Consider the following 18,077-nt stretch of genomic DNA (forward strand, 5'->3'; position numbering starts at 1 on the left):
GGGTCTGTTTTAAATTCAGGAGGTTATTAAGATGAAAAAAGTAAAAATTATTTTTCTCACATCTGCTCTCCTGTGTATACTCATAGTCACGGGCTGTAACGATTCTGCACAACCAGATAGCGGCGAAACCAAGCCCAAGGTTCCTTCTCCAACTGTACAAGTGGACCATATCAAGAAAAGTTCATCGCTTAGCTATAAAACAATACCGTGATTTGTTCAGTGATATGTCTCAAGAACTCCAACCAGCACCATTTAATTTCCTGGAGAGCACGAAGGGAAACAATATCGTTTCTTTTGATAAAGAATGGTCATTTGGCACTAGATCTATGCTAACCCTGGATGGTCAGTCAACAGATGAGGAAACGCAAGAGAGGATCATCTACAAGAAAAAAGATGGAACCTTGCTACTGTGTAAGGAAGAATCCTACGGGGTTCTTCCTTTTTTTGTGGAAATCTAGAACGCTTAGATAAATCTGAACTATACACTCTACTTTATTTCTTTGGATGACTTACTTTTTTCATCATGATCCTTCCAATAAAAATAGATACAAAGAAAGATTAAGATCAGTGGGAATAAGTAAAAAGCATCATTATAGCCTACAGAATGGCTGACTCTCAAATCGTATAAAAGCCAAAACATGGACATGCTTGCGATCAAGGCTATAGTGCACTTATTGAATACATGTATATTTCTCCTTTCAATTCCGATTTCATGTTTACGAAGAGAAGAGGTAGGCTTTATTTCTTATGTATATCCATTCTACTTCATTTGCGATGATGAAACTGGAAGAATATTTAAGTAATAGCCTCAATTCAGCGTCCAAAATGGGCTATAGTCTCTATAATGCTTTTTTAATTTCATGTAAAATGTAATGATTACCAAAATGGGCAGCGATGGAGGGAAACATGAAGGATTTGAAAGATCGTTTACATACGATCCGCCAAGAGCAGAGCAAACTGCTTAAGGAATACCAGACGTTAATTGCGGACTACGAAGCCTCGGATGTCATTCTGGAGAATGAGGTGCTACGGAAGAAATTTGAGGATGTTCAGGCCCGCTGCCTTCGTCTGGAAGAGCGGGTACAACATATCGAGCAGGAAAATGGAAAGCTGCGCACGGCGCTGACGGAGCAAATGCTGAGCGAGAAGGCCAATATGATCCGCATCTCGCGTGAAAAGCTGGAAACCTATTTTGCTTCCAGAACAGCAGAAGGGACGAACCGATTGACTGCCTTTGAATACGGGGCTAAAAATCGTGTAGACCAGCTTATTCAGCAAAGCACTCATGAGCTTAAAGAGGATCAGGAGGAGATCGTGGCTAGATTGCGGAAGTTCTCGGAGGAGATCCGTGAGCGGATCATGGAGCAGCGCCGACGTTTCCAAGAGGCTGAGCAAAATCTGCTTCATCATACGGCGAACGGGCTGGACCAGCTTCAAGAAGAAGAAATCAGCGAAGAAACGATGCAGAAGCGCATGAAGCAGAATCAGTTCGAAATGAAGCTGGGCTTGAACTGGATCAACAAGCTGGGGATTTTGCTCATTATTTTAGGTGTAGGAGCTGCCTTTAAATATTCATATTCCAACTGGTTTACAGGAAATATGAAGGGCGTAGCCTTCTTTCTGTTAGGAGCGCTGATGCTGGGCGGCGGCGAGTGGTTGTACCGCAAACAGAAGCAGACCTTTGCGCTCGGAATATTGGGCGGCGGTATTTCGGTGCTGTACGGGTCGATTTTTTACAGCTACTTCTTACTGGAAATTATAGGGATGTATACGGGCATGGGTCTATCCGTGCTGGTTACGGTGACCGCTGTGCTGCTGTCGTTAAGGTATGAATCCCGAACGATTTGTTCTTTTGGATTGGTAGGGGGATATCTCCCGTTGTTTTCCTATATGGCGGCGAACGGGCTGGAAGGGAACTCAGTTTACATCGCCATGGGCTACCTGTTCCTGCTGAACCTGCTGATTCTGCTTGTATCCTTCCGCAAACGCTGGGTCGTCGTGCAATATATCAGCTTTCTGCTGAATACGCCCCTGATGATTGTACTGGTATGGTTGTCGGATAGCACGACTGCAAGCATGTTGTATGCAGTTATTACATTTGCAATGTACCTCGGGATGACGCTCTGGGTGCCGTTCCGATTAAAAGAAAAGCTATCCTGGCTGGATTTCTCCCTGCTGGCTCTGAACACAGTCGTAAGCTGTACCGTTCTGTACTCTCTGTTCGACGATGCAGGCCTGGATGATTACAAAGGCTTGCTGGCACTCGTCTTTTGCCTGGTGTATGGGGGCTTGGCGCAATGGGTCAGCAGATTTATTCCGGAAGAGAAACAGACAAAGGTATTGTTTTATGCCACCTCCTTGACCTTCGCCATTCTGATGGTTCCGTTCCAGTTTGGAGTCAAATGGCTATCTATGGGCTGGCTAATCGAGGCCGTTCTCCTGACGTTGTATGGCAACCGTTATCGGTTGAAGGAATTGGAGCGAGCTGGCTGGGGCATTCTATTACTATGTCTGGGGGCGTTCTTTTTCGTCGATTTCCCTATATATCTGCTGTCGGGATTTGAGAAGGATTATTTTGGCCTCAAATACACGCTTATTACGCTGGGGATGCTGATCGTTACCGTCTTTTATGCGAATCAGTTCGGTCGTCCAGATGCATTCAAAAACATTCGTCTGTACGAGATGCGTATCATGCAGGGTTTTAAATATGTGACGCTGGTGAATGTATATGGTTATTTGCTGTATGAAGCCGGGCATTGGTATAACATCATCGTACCCGAAGGATTCACACACTATTCCTTTTACAAAGCGCTGCTGTACACCTGTGTATCGCTGGTTTTGGCTTACTCCTTACCTAAAGTGAAGCTGCTGTATGATCAGGTGATTAAATACTACAGCTTGGCGTTGTATGGCATCGGCTATGCGTTGGGGCTGCTGGTTACCGTGGCCATTCCAACCTTGCATGACAATTATGCGCAAAATACGGCTGCCGATTATGTGGCGCTGGTGGTGCTGGCTGTCTTCAATGTCCTGGTATTTTTCAGCAGCAAGGATTTTCTGAACGCACTGATGACCCGACATTATCGAAGCACGGAGCTGTATCCCGTTATCATGGGCGTATATTTGCTGGGTGTGATTACCGCATTCCTCGGGGTTCAGTTCCGTCTGGGAGATGCCGGGCTTGTATTCAGCTTGGTGTATCTGTTGCTGGCCATTTTGTATATTGTCTACGGTTTCCGCAAACGGGTTGTCTACATTCGCAGATTTGGTCTGGGATTGACTTTGTTATCGACAGGCAAGCTGCTGCTGTATGACCTGCATCTGTTAACGACAGGAAGCACCATCGTAGCTTACTTCTCTTTTGGTGTGGTATTATTGGCGATTTCGTATATTTATCAAAAAGTATCGAATCGCATGGGAGAGACCATTATAAAGAAGGATGTTGAAGGAAAAATGTAGTTTTTTGTAGGATTATATAGATATCCGACAATATGAAAATAAATTCGATAATAGTGAAAAATATTGTATGTCCTTACATCCTACTTACGCTATAATGAGTAAAAATTATTTATGTACGCATGCTTATGTTTATGCGGAAGTAGAGAGAATGAGGGGGATACAATGAGTTTGAGCAAGGGGCAGAACAGCCTGAACGATAAAAATGAACGCTTCTCGTCGGCCGGATTCATATTGGCAGCGATCGGGAGTGCGGCAGGACTTGGCAACATTTGGAAATTTCCATATATTACTGGACAGTATGGTGGGGCGGCATTTTTCATGCTGTTTATCGTCTGTCTGTTGCTTGTAGGTTTACCTGTATTGCTGGCTGAGCTGGCGCTTGGTCGAGCTGGCCGGGGTAGTGCTGCTTCTGCTATGGTCAAAGTAGGCGGTCATCCGATTTGGGGTAAATTAAGCATCATGTATGTTATTATCCCGTTTGTCATTTTGTCGTTCTACAGTATCGTAGGGGGCTGGACGCTCCATTATGCTATACAGGCATTCACCGGAAAATTGTTCTCCAATAACGATTTTGCCGGACAATTCGCCGCATTCTCTTCGGGCTACGCACCACTGGCATGGCTGTTGATTGTTTTTGCCATTTGTGCAGTTGTCGTTATTTTGGGTGTATCCAACGGGATTGAAAAATTCAATAAAATCCTCATTCCTGCCAAAGTCATTCTATTGCTCGTCTTGATGGTGAATGCTCTGTTGCTGCCAGGTTCTGGCGCAGGTGTAGCTTTCTTTTTGAACCCTGATTTTTCTAAGCTCACTATAGAATCAGCATTGGTTGCTTTGGGACATGCCTTCTTCTCACTATCTCTGGGGATGGGAATCATGGTAACGTATGGTGCGTATGTGGATCGCCGCCAATCGCTGGGTACGGCTGCGTTGGCCATTGGAGGAGGCGACTTGATCTATGCGTTTATCGCAGGTATGATCATTTTCCCAACTACCTTTTCTTTCGGTATTAACCCGGCTCAAGGACCGTCTTTGGTCTTTATCGCATTGCCAGCAGCGTTTTCCGCTATGCCTTTCGGTTCGTTTTTCGGCGGTTTGTTCTTTGTACTGCTGGCGGTTGCAGCCATCGGCTCGATGGTATCTCTGTTGGAGGTGCCTGTCGCCTATGTGATGGAACGTTTCCGTTGGAGTCGTGTCCGCTCAGTTATCATTATTTCCATCCTGTGTCTGTTGATGGGTGTTCCATCCGCATTGTCTATGGGGCTGGTGCCGGAACTGAAGGTCGGAGGCAAGTCATTCTTTGACTTTGTAGATTTCACGGCATCCAACATCTTCTTGCCACTCGGTGGCCTGATGGTCGTTATCTTTGCAGGGTACTATTGGAAAAATGCAGCAGAGCAAGCGAACCTCAAGCCTGCATGGTTCCGAATCTGGCTGTTTGCCCTTCGGTATGTTGCACCGATCCTGATGTTGCTGGTATTCCTGCATACCTCAGGCATCATCAAATTTTAAGCTAAAATCATCAAAAAGGCATTTTCTTCCCAAGGGAAGAGATGCCTTTTTTTGTATATCTATCAGTGGTTACCTAACTGTGGAAAGGAGTGATATAATAAAAACATTGTCATTAATTTTAACTTCATTGAAATCATTACGAATATGAAGTTTTATATAATGAACGAAAAGGCTACAGGGCATCGAACCAAAACGATGTGCAGGAGAGGGAAAGGGCAGAAGAGCATTGAAACAGACAGGGAGCTTGAATTTGCATGAAGGATGGCGGCTGAAATGAAGTCTAATCCGTTGCCATCACAACGTCGTTATATGCCGGGACTGGACGGGTTAAGAGCGCTGGCGGTCATCGCAGTCATTGTGTATCATCTGAATCCGGATTGGTTGCCGGGAGGCTTGTTGGGTGTAGGCGTTTTTTTTACGTTATCGGGGTATTTAATCACGGATATTCTGGTAAGTCAGTGGGATACATATCATAGTTTTAAAATGAAAGATTTCTGGTTGCGTCGGGCCAGAAGGCTGCTGCCTGCCATGCTGACGGTTGTAGCCGTCATTGTCCTGTGCTCGTTGCTTTTCGATCCGTCACGGCTCACGGCCTTGCGCGGAGATGTACCTGCTGCATTGGTATATATGAGTAACTGGTGGTTTATTTTTCATCAGGTATCGTATTTTGAAAGCTTTGGACCACCTTCGCCGCTCGGACATCTGTGGTCGCTGGCGGTGGAGGAACAATTCTATATCCTGTGGCCGTTAATGCTGGCGCTTGGGCTGAAATATATGCCCAAGCGTATTGTGCTCGCAGGCTGGGTAACTTGCCTGGCGTTGATCTCCGCGCTGCTGATGGCAGTAATTTACGTGCCCGGAACTGATCCCAGCCGGGTGTATTATGGCACGGATACACGCGGATTCGCCCTGCTGATCGGTGCGGCGCTGGCTTTGGTATGGCCGAGCGGCAAGCTGAAAGGGCAAGCGTCTGCCAAGGCGCGCTTGTTCCTGGATGGTATTGGGGCTGTAAGCTTGCTGCTGCTGTGTCACTGGGCATGGGCCTCGAATGAATATGACCCGTCTTTGTATCGGGGGGGCTTGCTGGGCATAGCTTTGGTCACTGCTATTGTGGTCGCAGCGTTAGCACATCCGGTGAGCCATCTCGGAAAGCTGCTTGGACTCAAGCCGCTGCGCTGGATCGGCGCACGTTCCTACGGGCTATATCTGTGGCATGTTCCGGTTATCACCCTGACGACACCGCAGGTGGATACCGAGGGTGTGCATGTGCTGCGAATCATTTTACAACTGTTAGCAACCATATTACTTGCGTCTCTCTCATATAAATATATCGAGGAGCCGATCCGGCACGGAGGGTTTCGCCACTGGATCGCGGGCATCCGTACAGCGGTTCGCAGACAGGCACGCTGGAGATGGATGCCTGCAACCGCAGCATCTGTGCTTTTTATAGGAGTTTTTGTGGGCACCATTCACCTCTACGTGACGCCTACTGGCGTAATCACGCAGGCAGCGGCGAACGATGGGATTCTAAGCGGGAAGACAGTGCCGCCGCTTCACGGAACTGTATCCGTGGCTTCGAAGGAGCCGAAAGCCAAACCACAAGTATCCGGGGGCAGCAAGGTGCAGGACGCAGTTAAGGTCCAAGCTCAAACCCAAGCGCCAAAGAATGCGGAGACTAAGGCTGGCACTACGGATGGGGCTAAGGTTCAGTCGGATACTTCGACCCAACAGCAACAGGCAACGCCTAGTGCAGATGTTGGCGCAGGTGTGACCGCAATTGGCGATTCTGTCATGCTGGATGTGCAGGCATACATTCAGCAAGCTTTTCCAGACGCGGTTGTAGACGGACGGATCGGTCGGCAGATGGCGGAAGCGCCTGCCGTGCTGGAGCAGTTGAGGCAGAACGGACAGCTAGGGAAGACAGTCATTATTGAGCTGGGCACAAACGGTGCCTTTACCAAGGGCCAATTGACCGATTTGCTCGGCAGTCTGAAGGATGCGAAGCGTATTATCCTCGTGAATACTCGTGTCCCACGTCCGTGGGAGAGCATCGTGAACAGGCATCTTGCCGAAGCGGCAGCCCAGGATGAACGGATTACGATGATCGACTGGTACGGAGCCAGCTCTGGCAAAAACTCGTATTTTGAACCCGACGGAGTTCATTTGAAGCCCAAAGGCGCCAAAGCCTATGCATCTTTGTTGGCTCAGGTTTTGACAAAGCAATCTTAAATAGCAATCGTTGTCAAGTAGCTGTGATGCGCAAATATCACGGCTCCTTTTTATTTTATTGAGCTATTTCAGTTGGTTTCCTCTATCTTAAATATGAATTGTTATTTATATTTTCGTCATAACTATTCTAATTTTAGAAATCGGGTAGTGAAGCGGGTTTTCGTTGGTGTGACAAGGATCGACGGAATATGACAATTTTCAGGGAATTCCACTTGTGATTTTTGAAGCCTGAAGGGTAACAACTCTTTGCTATTTGGCTACAATTTTTCAATTTTCATTCTACTTATTTATGGTAAGGTTACCTAGACGAACATGCCTGATTTCGGGAAATATTAATTGTGGTGGGGGTACATAAGCTAATGGAAAAGAGTTACACACATAGCAGGACAAGAGAGCATCGCTTGAAGAGGAACAAAAGAAGAATCATATTCATTGCTATTTTATTATTCGTGATCGGCTGTATTACGCTCATTGTGCTAAAGGTTTCAGATAGCAAACCACCAGCCCAAACACTGGAGCAAGTAAAAAAAACAGATGCCGTATCCAATGACAAATCAAAAGGTAAAGCAAATGCCGAATCGAATGGTAAAGTTGCTTCACAAAAAGACGATGCCGGAGTTGAAGATGGTGCCTTTGTTGAGAAATATTTAAACCAACAAATGCTGGGGCAGAAGCCTGATGGAGCCGACGGTAAAAAAGTAGCTTATTTATCTTTTGATGATGGGCCATCCGTGACGGTAACACCTGAAATATTAGATATTCTGAAAAAACAGAAGGTTAAGGCGACCTTTTTTGTCGTAGGAAAGGAAGCCGATGATAATGAACATACGAAGAATATCATCAAAAGAATTGTTGCAGAAGGTCACGCTATAGGAAACCATACGTATTCACATAACTATAAGTATCTATATCCCCACAAGGCTGTAAGTACGGACAACGTTATGAAGGATATTGAAAAGAACAATCAGGTATTAAAAAGCATTCTGGGACCGGACTTCTCGACAAGAATGATTCGATTCCCGGGAGGCCACATGACGTGGAAGAAAAAAGATCCAAAAGGTATGGCCGCATTAGATGCAGCTTTACTTAAGAAGGATTACCACCAAGTGGATTGGAATGTATTAACTAAAGATGCAGAGGGACGACACAAAAAAGCGGCCGGACTCATAAACCAATTCATGAAGTCTGTAAAGGGTCGAGAAAAAGCCGTGATCTTAATGCATGATACCTATGGCAAGGAAGAAACTGCAAAGGCTTTACCAGTCATCATAGAATATTTGAAAAAACAGGGATATGAATTTAAGATTATGAAGTGAATATATGTTTAGACTGCTTCCTTTTCGAAAACTACTTATACTATAATTAGAGAAGTAAAGAAACAAAGAAAAATTGTTTCTCGGAATAGAATGGGTGGAAAAGGGGGAGTATACTATGGTAATAGCTAATGAGGCGGTGGAACGAGTGGAATGGAAACGTGCGCGTGTCTCGCAAAAACGCCAAGTCACAATACCTCAAAAACTGTATGAACAGGCTGGAATTAAGGATGAAGTGGAATTCGGGATCAAAGGAAATAACATCATTATTCGTCCTGTACGTGAAAATACTGCGAATGACAATTTTTCTGATCTTATCTTAGCTGATCTCATTAAGGAAGGGTACAAGGATCAGGAACTGCTTCAAAAATTCCGTGAAAGACAGGCTGAGCTTCACGGGGCTGTAAAGTCATTAATTGCTGAATCCGGAGAGGCTGCCCGTAATTTTAAATCTGGCGATGATGATACGGATGAACTATTTGGCGATGTGGTGGAGGATTAAATGCTTCCAGTCACATACTTAGGTCCTGCAAAACGATATTTTAAAAAGCTTTCTGAAAGACCGTTAAAGTCAGCCTACCTGGATGCTATTACAGCCATACGACTTGATCCCTCCATTGGAGAGCACAAAACAGGTGATCTAAGCGGAACTCTTGGCTACAATGTATTTTATAAAGGTACCAATTATGAAATTGCGTATCGGCTAGAAGAAAATGAGGAAGGCGAACTCATTGTAGTCATATTGGCCGGTTCCAGGGAAAATTTCTATGAAGAACTCAAGCGTTACTTGAAAAGCTGAAAACTTTAGATTTCAAAGAAAAAATGATAGATAACAAGAAAAGGACGAGGGCCATTGGCCCCGTCCTTTTCTATTGTAGAAGATTACATTTCGTCCGCTTTAGAGCCGTTCCGCTTCAGCCATCGCCTGAATGAAGGCTCCGATACCTTTGGGATCGTTCGTCACAATCGGCTCGCTGATATAGTAAGCGAAGGTGCCGTCCCGACGATCTTTACCGCCCAAACCGCTTACTTGCACCGTTTTATTCAGATTCACGAGTCCTTCTTCGGTAATCGTGATAAATTCATCAATAATACCTTTACGGATGATTTCTGCCTCTTGACGATAATGCTCTGGCAGATAACCTTTGCGTACGCCTTTGGCGATCGCATAGAGAATCATGCAGGAAGCGGAGGCTTCCAGATAGTTCCCCTTCAGATGGCCCAGATTGAGCACCTGATAAAAGACTCCGCTTTCCTCATCGCGTACTTCCAGCAGGGCTTCCAGTGTTTCCGTCAGCATACTTAGCAGTTCGGAACGGTCGGCGTGATCTTCCGGTATATAGTCCAGCACATCAACGAGCGCCATGACGAACCAGCCGATGGAGCGTCCCCAGAAGTTCTTGGAACAGCCTGACTGCGGATTGCACCAAGGCTGTTCACGTTTTTCATCCCAAGCGTGGTAGAGCAAGCCCGTTTCAGGATCACGTGTATGCTTGTAGCAGAGCTTGAACTGCAGGGTCACATCGCTGAATTCAGACGAATCTCCGAATTCGCGGATAAATTCCGCATAAAACGGGGCACCCATATACAAGCCGTCCAGCCAAATTTGATATGGATAAATTTGCTTATGCCAGAATGCGCCTTCATGCGTACGAGGGTGCTTCTCCAACTGACTGCGCAGATGGGCAGCCGCCTTTTTATAACGTTCATCTCCTGTGGCATGATACAGCGGGAATAACAGCTTGCCATTGTTCACGTGGTCAATATTGTATTCATCCACTTTATAGCGCTGAATAACCCCTTTTTCGTCAACAAAATGATCCATTTGTTTTTTCACATATTCCATATACTTGGGATCGCCTGTCAGTTCACCGACCGCTTCCAAGCCTTTGTAAATGACGCCGTGGTCATATTCCCATTTTTCATAAAATTCCGGACTTCGTTTAAGTACAGAGTCGCTCATTCGTACAGACCAAGGCTCTGTTTTTTTGGATGGAGATGTTGGTTGTGATGTTGGATTTGCCATGATACAGTCACCTCTTTGGTAAATATTTGATTGGTAATCGTTGTTTGTGCTTACATGGAAGGCGTATGTGATTTAGGGTCAGCAGGTTTGTTCTTGAAACCTACATTATTGTTGCCCCAGCACCGATCGTAATTAAAACCTGTCAGATCCTCGAATACCTTTCGAGCTTCCGGTTTGGCTGACTTCATGGAGCCGCCGTTTTTAAGGCGGTCAATTTCGGTAATCAGCTTCTTGTGGCTGTCGATATCCAGCTTCATCACGACAGACGCGATCATACCGATGATCGCCAAAACGATGGTTCCAACGACGAGCACGTAAAATATAGCATGCTGAGCTGCGACCGGCTGACTATCAGCCCCGGATACGAATCCGAAATGCTGTAACACCCAGCCAAGTATGAAGACGACGACGGCTCGAACCATTTTACCTGCGAAAGTCATCATACCTGCATAAATTCCTTCCCGGCGACGACCAGTCAGTGCCTCATCTACATCAGCAAGGAACGTATATTGATTCCAGGGAATATAGTAGACCCCGCCTGTACCAAGACCCATAAACAGTGTGATGACATATAGCCATACCATCGTATTGGAGGCTCCCGTTATATAGAGCAGGCCGTAACCAGCTACGCTAAAGCAAACGACGACGAGTGCGGCGATAAAAGGCATACGGAACCCTTTGCGCACACAGAACTGGATGAAGAAATAGGTGGAAATTAATTGAATGACAGAGTTAAAGCTATTCAGATTAGATACCATCTCCGAGCTTTGGAACAGGGAAAACACAATAAAGTACGTAAAGGCAGAAGTGAACAGCCACTCGGCTGAAAAGCCGCCCAGATACATGCCCAGATGATGACGGAACGTCTTCACCCGGAAGGTAGAGGAAATGTCAATAAACAGCTTTTTCATGGAATCTATAAAGGAAAGCGGAGCCTCACCTTCCAGTTCCTTTTGCAGTTCCTCCGTAGGCCGTTCCCAAGAATTTTTGTACAAAAATGCCATCGCAATGAGCAAGATACCTGCAAACACGAGTCCGGTATAAAAGAAGGGCAATGGAGAGTCTTTGCCATACTCAGCGATAAAGCGACCAGGGATAAAAGCGGCGGCAAAATTGGCAATTTTACCGAACATGGCCTTCCATCCGGTCAATCTGGAGCGCGCGCCGAAGTCCCGGGTCATCTCTGAAGCGAGTGCTTCATAGGGCACCATGACAGAGGTATACACCAGTTCAAACAGCACGTACGTACTTAGGTAATACCAGAAACCCAACCCATCTACCCAAAGCAACGGATACACGAGCATCAGTGGAATACCCATCATAATGAAAAAACGGCGTCTGCCGAATTTACGGCCCATGCGGGTTCGATGAAAGTTGTCGCTAATAAAGCCCATGATCGGATTGCTGACTGCATCGATGATGCTGGCAACGGAGAAAATGGCTGCGGCCTGAACGGGAGACAGTCCGCAAAAGGTTGTATAAAAGTACATTAACCATGCGCCACTAATAGCAAGTGCACCGCTTCCCAGCATGTTGCCGCTTCCGTAGGCGAGTGTATGTTTCATTGTGATTTTTCGTTCCATGATCTGTTCACCTCATATTTTGTCTGGTTATGAGGACTATCACCGGTCGCTATATTATGCAGTATGTCTATGTTGGTAGATGGGCCAGGGCGTCCTGATTGGGTGGGGCTTTTAACGTGCCCCTATATTGTTGCCGCTCGGAGTGCCCGAGCCGATCAGATCGCTTCCTGAAGCCAGCTTGAGGAAGTTACCTAGCTGGATGGAACCGTCTGCACTTCTAGTAACGGAAGGAACGAGACTGACAAAGTCAGCGGCGCTGGCGAGAAGACCTTTGGCATTGGTGCTTTTTTTGCTTTTCCACCAGACATTAGAATTGTCCTGATCGGTTCCACTGGTCTTGTCACTGGCTGTTCCTTCAAAGGAAAGATTGTTAACGAACACGTGTTCCCCTTTGTCAAAAGCAAAATTGCTTTCGCCATTGCTCCATGAGGTATTATTAGTCAGGGTAATGGAGCCGGGGTTGCTATTGTAGGTAAAGCCATGCTTTTTGTTCTGAAAGGCAATGCTGTTTTTCACGATATGGTTGACCTTGATTTTGTCCCCGCCCAGCTTAAAACCATTGCCGTCACTGTTAGCGGTAGACGTTCCGTCAGAAGTCTGTCCGTTGTGGTGGGCGACACTGTTCAAGATCGTTACCGCTCCGATAGGACCCGTTTCCGTTTTGGTGTACAAATCCCAGCCATCGTCTACGTTGTAAGCAGCCAGGCAGTTATCGAACACATTCCCTGGTCCTACGGTCAGCTTGGCGGCAAATCCGTCGGCATCCTCACCGTTGTCAGGATCAGCATTATCATGAGAGTAGGAGTTCAAGATTAGGTTGTTCGAAGGCCATTCACTGTTAGCGGCTGTAGTGGAATAGCGTCCGAGTTGAAGACCGGTGTCCCGGTTATGGTGAGTTTCCACGTTTTCAATCCGGTTGTTGCTGCCGCCGATATAGATACCGTTATCCCCGGCACCCTTTACTTCAAGGCCTTTTACCAGCCAATAGTCTCCGAAAAGCTGGAGTCCACGGTTAGCGGAGCCAAAGGCTTGACCCGAAAAATCAAGTACAGGCTTTTCACTGCCGTAAGCAACCAACCCTTTGAGGGAGCCATTGCTGCCATTATTTCCATGCTGAACGGTAATCGTTGAGGAATAGGCGTAGTTGCCTCCGCGCAGGTAAATGGTTTTACCAGGAGCAATTTGTGCAAGTGCCGCTTCAAGAGTAGTAGGACTGGATATGGTGCCTGGATTGGACACGTTACCATTTGGCGCTACATACAAGTCGCCTGCCGCCAGTGTGGTGGAGATAGCAGATGAATCCGTTGCACTGGCAGCCTCTTCTGAAAGGGAAGAAGAAGGAGCATTGGATGACGTATCTGCGTAAGCGGTTCCAATAAGAAAAGAAGAAGCGAAAACAAAAGAAACACCGAGCCTCAGAGCGTTAAACCCGTTTTTTGGACGTTCATTGCGTTTAAACATGTAAATTCCTCCTTATTTCATCTTTTATTTTAAAAGAAGATAGCACTATAAAAGCGACTTATGCTGTCTTTCATGTGAAACGAGGGCACCTCCCTGGGTGACGGATTAACTGGCATATGTCTAAAACGCTCTAAGAAGTATAAGCTCAGTTTAATATATGTTAACGTTTGCATCAACTGTTTTTTGATGATATTTTAAGATTGTGAAAAAAAGTTCACACTTTTGTTTCAACTAAAAAACGGTTTTGCCAAGCTGGGAAAAATTGATTACACTTATACAATATACACATATTAGGAATAGAATCTATGAGAAAAGGCGGGTCTGACGCATGGATAACGGGAATCATTTGACGAGTCCAGCTACACGGAAAGTTTCGGACAAGCAGCCGCAAGTTGAAAATGAGATCGTGGATTGGCTTAAAGCGATTACGGTGGGTGTTGTTCTCGTGTTCATTATGCACGGGTTGCTGTTTGCGCCATCTGTCGTTGAGGGAGCATCCATGGAGCCGAATTTCAAAACAAATGAACGGGTTGTCTTGAATAAACTGATTTACGATTTTCGTGATCCCAAGCCCAGTGAGGTCGTTGTATTCCATGTGAGAAAGGAAGGAAGGGACTTCATTAAGCGTGTTATTGGGGTTGCAGGAGACACGATTAAATATCAAGGCGACAATCTTTACGTGAATGGTAAGAAGGTGGAAGAGTCATACATTCAGGGAGCTGTCCAAGAAGCACATGCCAAGGGCGAGCTGTACAACAATGTGGACTTTCCGAATGCAACGATAACCGAGTCCAAGGTTCCCGAAGGTACTATTTTTGTCATGGGCGATCATCGTAATAATAGTAGAGACAGTCGTGCGATTGGCTTTGTTTCGATTAAAGATATTGTTGGACGTGCGGATGTGGTTTTCTGGCCGCTGGGCAGCGCGCAGTGGGTAAAGCATGATGAATAGAAGAGCGCCTAAGACGGAATGCTGTTCCCCGTTTTAGGCGCTTTGCGTGTCTCTGAAGCTGTTATATTTTTTGGGTAAAAGGGTCAGGCAGCTTGCGCCAGTCCTGCTCCATCTCTTCAGGAGTCAGCAGCGTCTCATCCAGCGTACGCTCGATTTCTTCCCGATTCATGTCTATGCCGATAAATACGAGCTTGGTCACCCGGTCCCCGTATTTTTCATCCCAGTCTGGCGTTTTCTCAAAATCTTCTCCGAGATAGTATTGCCGTTCTTCCTCGGTCAAAACAGATACCCATAGTCCTGCGCGTGCAAATTGCTTGGAGCTGCCCGCCTGACTGAATGTAAAAGCGGTACGGTTCTGCGTAGCGAACCACACCAATCCCTTGGAACGGACAACCTCGGCAGGCCATTTGGCCAGCCATTTTAACAAACGTTCCGGGTGAAGCGGGATTTTGCGCTTGTACACAAACGAAGCAATACCGTATTCCTCTGTCTCCGGTACGTGTTCTTCCTTGTTCATCTCCTGGATCCAGCCTGCCGATTGGCTGGCTGTTTCAAAGTCGAAGCGATGCGTGTTCAAAATCTCCTTCGGGTCCACTTTACCGTACTCGGAACGAATGATTTTGGCGTTCGGTTGAATACCGCGCAGCGCTTTTTCCAGTCGCTCCAGCTCCTCGGGGGATACCAGATCGCATTTGTTAATAATCAGCACATCACAAAATTCCACCTGCTCTACCAGCAGATCAACAATGCCGCGCGCATCTTCGTCCGCAACCTCCTGCCCGCGATCCTTGAGGGAATCTCTGGAGTAGAAGTCCTTCCAAAATTCCGGCGCATTCACAACAGTAACCATCGTATCCAGCCGGGTCAGCTTGGTCAGGTCGATGTTGTTTTCTTCATCTACATAACTGAACGTTTGGGCTACCGGGATGGGTTCGCCGATGCCTGTGGACTCAATAAGGATATAGTCGAACTTTTTATCCAGCGCCAGCCGCTCTACCTCTTTTAAGAGGTCTTCTCGCAGGGTGCAGCAGATGCAGCCGTTGGACATTTCCACCAGCTTCTCATTAACGCGGGATAATCCTCCGCCGTCCCGAACGAGATCGGCATCAATGTTCACCTCGCTCATGTCATTGACAATGACAGCTACCCGCAAGCCATCCCGATTATTCAGCACATGATTGAGCAGCGTAGTTTTGCCTGAACCGAGGTACCCGCTAAGTACCGTCACCGGTATTTTCTTTTCCAATTCCATAGTGTTTGCCAACATAATCACTCATCCCTTCGAAAGTGTTCATGAAATGCTGATTGTGTTGTAGTGGCTACAATGTCAGATAGGGAAGCTACAATGCTATCCTTGTCGGTTTCTTTTAATCGTAATAATTACGAATAATAAAATCAGTAAATCATTAATGAAGGGAAATGTCAAGGGAGGCTGTAAGGAAAGGGGAGAAAAAATGAACAAAAGGAAGTGATCTATATGTTATTGGGTGCCGTATCATACCTGAAAAGTTGTATTTCAATAATTGAAACTTACGAATTATATTTAACTGCTTCAAATGACAAATAGGCGTATAATAACTCATTAGACCTAAGAAAATTGTCCCATACAAAGGAGATATTTTAGAATGAAGATTGGTAAAAAACTATCCATTAGTTTTGCAGCCGTATTATTGCTTACATTGGTTGTGGGCGTTATTGGTGAGTATGCTACTTCGTCTTTACATACATCTTATCAAAGCATGATTGATGACAGAGTCGATAAAATTTTGATTATTAAAGAATTGCAGTATGATGCTGCGAGCCAGACTAAGTATTTTCGCGGGTATCTGGTGACTGGCGATCAGGATGAAATGAACAGTTATCTGAAAGCACGCGAAACCTTTGCAACGACCATGAAGAAGCTGCAATCAACGCCAGCACTGGACAAGCCCAAGCAAATGGCAGCAAAGCTCCAGCAGATGGAGGCTGAATATGCAGATATCGTAAAGGAAATTACCTCATATAAGCAGCAGGGGGATGTCTCGACCTACACGAGATTAGTGGAGGAAAAATGTAAGCCGATGGCACTTGCACTGGAGCAGCAGTCACAGGTCATGGAGCAATACCAGATGGACCTACTGAATCAATCCCAAGTCGAGCAGGGTGAGAAGCTTCAATATGTACAGACGATGATTATCATTGCGATGGCGCTTGCACTGGTAATCGGGATCGTATTGGCGTATGTAATCACCCGTATGATTGCCCGTCCGGTGGTTCAGGTGGCTCAAGCTGCGCGGCGTATTGCAGAAGGGGATCTGACACAGGAGGATATTCAAATTCGGCAGAAAGATGAAATTGGTGAAATGGCGCAGAGCTTTAACGATATGAAACGCCAGCTTCGTTCGCTGCTGCAAGTGATCTATCAAAACGCACAGGGAGTTACGCTGGCTTCGGGTGAGCTGTCCAATGGCTCCGGACAGGTGGCGGAAGGTACACGGCAGATGGCGGAGACGGTACAGGGAATCCATGATTCGGCGGGCAATCAGGTTGAGCGAAATCGTGAAAACCAGCAGGCGGTCAAGGAAAGCGCAGAAGGCGTTCAAAAGATTGCCCAATCCGCATCCATTACCGCAGAGCTGTCCGAGCGGGCGATTCACGAGACAGAGCGCGGCAATGCAGACCTGGAGGAAACGGTTATGCAGATGCGCCATATTCAGGATACGATGAAGGACTCGGTCAAGGTCATTCAGGACTTGGGCGAGCAATCGAAGAGAATCCAAAGTGTAACGCAGTTCATTCGCGATATCGCCAAGCAAACCAATTTGCTGTCATTGAACGCCTCCATTGAAGCGGCCAGAGCCGGGGAATCGGGTAAGGGCTTTGCTGTCGTGGCGGGTGAAGTGAAGAAGCTGGCGGAACAGACAGGTCAAGCATCCCAGCAGATTGCTGTCTTTATGGACGCCATGGCGGATACAGTGAACCAGGCCGTGGACTCGATCCAGAAAGGCTCCAGCGAGGTTGAGGCTGGAACAGATCTGATTCATCGCACCGGGCAGACGTTTAGCAAAGTACATGAAGCAGTACAAACGGTCGCTGAGCATACGCAGGAGGTGTCGGCTGCGACCGAAGAATTGTCTGCCATTACCGGGCAACTGCTGGACTCGGAGCAAAAGCTGGTAGGCTTGTCCAGTGAGATTGCAGAGGAATCGGAGTCGGCTGCGGCTGTGTGCGAGGAGCAGCTCGCTTCTATGAAGGTCATCGCAGATTCTGCCGATTCGCTGCGTCATATGGCTGCCCAGCTAATGTCGGAAATACAGCATTTCCGCATTACAAACGATGCAGACGAGAACAGGGCCTCGGCTTCGACTCATCCAAAGGATACGAATGGCGGGCGCGGCACGTCCACCAGACGTACATCTATGGATAGAATTTCAATTTCGGATACACCGATTCATCCCGCTTCCTTAGCGGGAAGTGTTAGATAACAGAGTCTTCCGGGCATCCAGACTGAAACCAAGAGGACTTGCGCAAACAACACGCAAGTCCTCTTTTTGGCTATCTGG

At 46.6% G+C, this 18,077-nt stretch carries 14 protein-coding genes; 10 read left to right on the forward strand and 4 right to left on the reverse strand.

Annotated features, from left to right (window positions below):
• Positions 1–31 precede the first annotated feature (31 nt).
• The 8 genes from ABH897_RS07745 to ABH897_RS07780 all read left to right on the forward strand — a co-directional run bounded on the left by ABH897_RS07745 (position 32) and on the right by ABH897_RS07780 (position 9,312).
• Positions 32–211: a hypothetical protein gene (locus tag ABH897_RS07745; protein WP_404520492.1), complete on the forward strand. Its 180-nt coding sequence runs from the start codon at positions 32–34 to the stop codon at positions 209–211.
• Between the two features lie 13 nt (positions 212–224).
• Positions 225–458: a hypothetical protein gene (locus ABH897_RS07750; protein ID WP_404559628.1), complete on the forward strand. Its 234-nt coding sequence runs from the start codon at positions 225–227 to the stop codon at positions 456–458.
• Between the two features lie 448 nt (positions 459–906).
• On the forward strand, positions 907–3,459 hold the full coding sequence (locus tag ABH897_RS07755) for a DUF2339 domain-containing protein (RefSeq protein WP_404591536.1): 2,553 nt from the start codon (positions 907–909) through the stop codon (positions 3,457–3,459).
• A gap of 162 nt (positions 3,460–3,621) precedes the next feature.
• A complete protein-coding gene (locus tag ABH897_RS07760) occupies positions 3,622–4,971 on the forward strand; it encodes a sodium-dependent transporter (protein ID WP_283653816.1) in 1,350 nt (449 codons plus the stop codon).
• A 273-nt stretch (positions 4,972–5,244) separates the two neighbouring features.
• Positions 5,245–7,200, forward strand: coding sequence for an acyltransferase family protein (locus ABH897_RS07765; RefSeq protein ID WP_283657450.1), 1,956 nt, complete (start codon positions 5,245–5,247; stop codon positions 7,198–7,200).
• Between the two features lie 359 nt (positions 7,201–7,559).
• Positions 7,560–8,516 (forward strand): polysaccharide deacetylase family protein, encoded by a 957-nt coding sequence (locus ABH897_RS07770; RefSeq protein WP_404520487.1) that lies wholly within the window; start codon positions 7,560–7,562, stop codon positions 8,514–8,516.
• A 115-nt stretch (positions 8,517–8,631) separates the two neighbouring features.
• Positions 8,632–9,015, forward strand: coding sequence for an AbrB/MazE/SpoVT family DNA-binding domain-containing protein (locus ABH897_RS07775; protein ID WP_044644231.1), 384 nt, complete (start codon positions 8,632–8,634; stop codon positions 9,013–9,015).
• On the forward strand, positions 9,016–9,312 hold the full coding sequence (locus tag ABH897_RS07780; RefSeq protein ID WP_044644232.1) for a type II toxin-antitoxin system RelE/ParE family toxin: 297 nt from the start codon (positions 9,016–9,018) through the stop codon (positions 9,310–9,312).
• Positions 9,313–9,411: 99 nt separating this feature from the next.
• Here the strand turns inward: ABH897_RS07780 and ABH897_RS07785 are convergent, their stop codons facing one another.
• From ABH897_RS07785 to ABH897_RS07795, 3 genes are all read right to left on the reverse strand, one after another.
• On the reverse strand, positions 9,412–10,539 hold the full coding sequence (locus ABH897_RS07785; RefSeq protein ID WP_283653814.1) for a glycoside hydrolase family 88/105 protein: 1,128 nt from the start codon (positions 10,537–10,539) through the stop codon (positions 9,412–9,414).
• Positions 10,540–10,589: 50 nt separating this feature from the next.
• Positions 10,590–12,122: an MFS transporter gene (locus ABH897_RS07790; RefSeq protein WP_404591538.1), complete on the reverse strand. Its 1,533-nt coding sequence runs from the start codon at positions 12,120–12,122 to the stop codon at positions 10,590–10,592.
• Between the two features lie 111 nt (positions 12,123–12,233).
• Positions 12,234–13,583, reverse strand: coding sequence for a right-handed parallel beta-helix repeat-containing protein (locus tag ABH897_RS07795; RefSeq protein ID WP_283653812.1), 1,350 nt, complete (start codon positions 13,581–13,583; stop codon positions 12,234–12,236).
• 328 nt (positions 13,584–13,911) lie between these two features.
• Here ABH897_RS07795 and lepB point away from each other — a divergent pair, with 328 nt between their 5' ends.
• Positions 13,912–14,535 (forward strand): signal peptidase I, encoded by a 624-nt coding sequence (gene lepB, locus ABH897_RS07800; RefSeq protein WP_283653811.1) that lies wholly within the window; start codon positions 13,912–13,914, stop codon positions 14,533–14,535.
• Positions 14,536–14,596: 61 nt separating this feature from the next.
• Here lepB and ABH897_RS07805 read toward each other — a convergent pair whose 3' ends face one another.
• Positions 14,597–15,799, reverse strand: coding sequence for a GTP-binding protein (locus ABH897_RS07805; protein ID WP_404591775.1), 1,203 nt, complete (start codon positions 15,797–15,799; stop codon positions 14,597–14,599).
• A gap of 361 nt (positions 15,800–16,160) precedes the next feature.
• On the opposite strand from ABH897_RS07805, the gene ABH897_RS07810 reads away from it, so the two are divergent.
• Positions 16,161–17,999 carry a methyl-accepting chemotaxis protein gene (locus ABH897_RS07810; protein ID WP_283653810.1) on the forward strand — a complete coding sequence of 613 codons (1,839 nt, stop codon included), beginning with the start codon at positions 16,161–16,163 and terminating at the stop codon, positions 17,997–17,999.
• Positions 18,000–18,077: the final 78 nt, after the last annotated feature.

Source organism: Paenibacillus sp. RC73 (genome assembly GCF_044908085.1).
Classification (GTDB): Bacteria; Bacillota; Bacilli; order Paenibacillales; family Paenibacillaceae; genus Paenibacillus; species Paenibacillus terrae_A.

Coding starts and splice junctions, on each gene's coding strand:
- ABH897_RS07745 (WP_404520492.1), top strand. CDS start 32: ATGAAAAAAGTAAAAATTATTTTTCTCACATCTGCTCTCCTGTGTATA.
- ABH897_RS07750 (WP_404559628.1), top strand. CDS start 225: ATGTCTCAAGAACTCCAACCAGCACCATTTAATTTCCTGGAGAGCACG.
- ABH897_RS07755 (WP_404591536.1), top strand. CDS start 907: ATGAAGGATTTGAAAGATCGTTTACATACGATCCGCCAAGAGCAGAGC.
- ABH897_RS07760 (WP_283653816.1), top strand. CDS start 3,622: ATGAGTTTGAGCAAGGGGCAGAACAGCCTGAACGATAAAAATGAACGC.
- ABH897_RS07765 (WP_283657450.1), top strand. CDS start 5,245: ATGAAGTCTAATCCGTTGCCATCACAACGTCGTTATATGCCGGGACTG.
- ABH897_RS07770 (WP_404520487.1), top strand. CDS start 7,560: ATGGAAAAGAGTTACACACATAGCAGGACAAGAGAGCATCGCTTGAAG.
- ABH897_RS07775 (WP_044644231.1), top strand. CDS start 8,632: ATGGTAATAGCTAATGAGGCGGTGGAACGAGTGGAATGGAAACGTGCG.
- ABH897_RS07780 (WP_044644232.1), top strand. CDS start 9,016: ATGCTTCCAGTCACATACTTAGGTCCTGCAAAACGATATTTTAAAAAG.
- ABH897_RS07785 (WP_283653814.1), bottom strand. CDS start 10,539: ATGGCAAATCCAACATCACAACCAACATCTCCATCCAAAAAAACAGAG.
- ABH897_RS07790 (WP_404591538.1), bottom strand. CDS start 12,122: ATGGAACGAAAAATCACAATGAAACATACACTCGCCTACGGAAGCGGC.
- ABH897_RS07795 (WP_283653812.1), bottom strand. CDS start 13,583: ATGTTTAAACGCAATGAACGTCCAAAAAACGGGTTTAACGCTCTGAGG.
- lepB (WP_283653811.1), top strand. CDS start 13,912: ATGGATAACGGGAATCATTTGACGAGTCCAGCTACACGGAAAGTTTCG.
- ABH897_RS07810 (WP_283653810.1), top strand. CDS start 16,161: ATGAAGATTGGTAAAAAACTATCCATTAGTTTTGCAGCCGTATTATTG.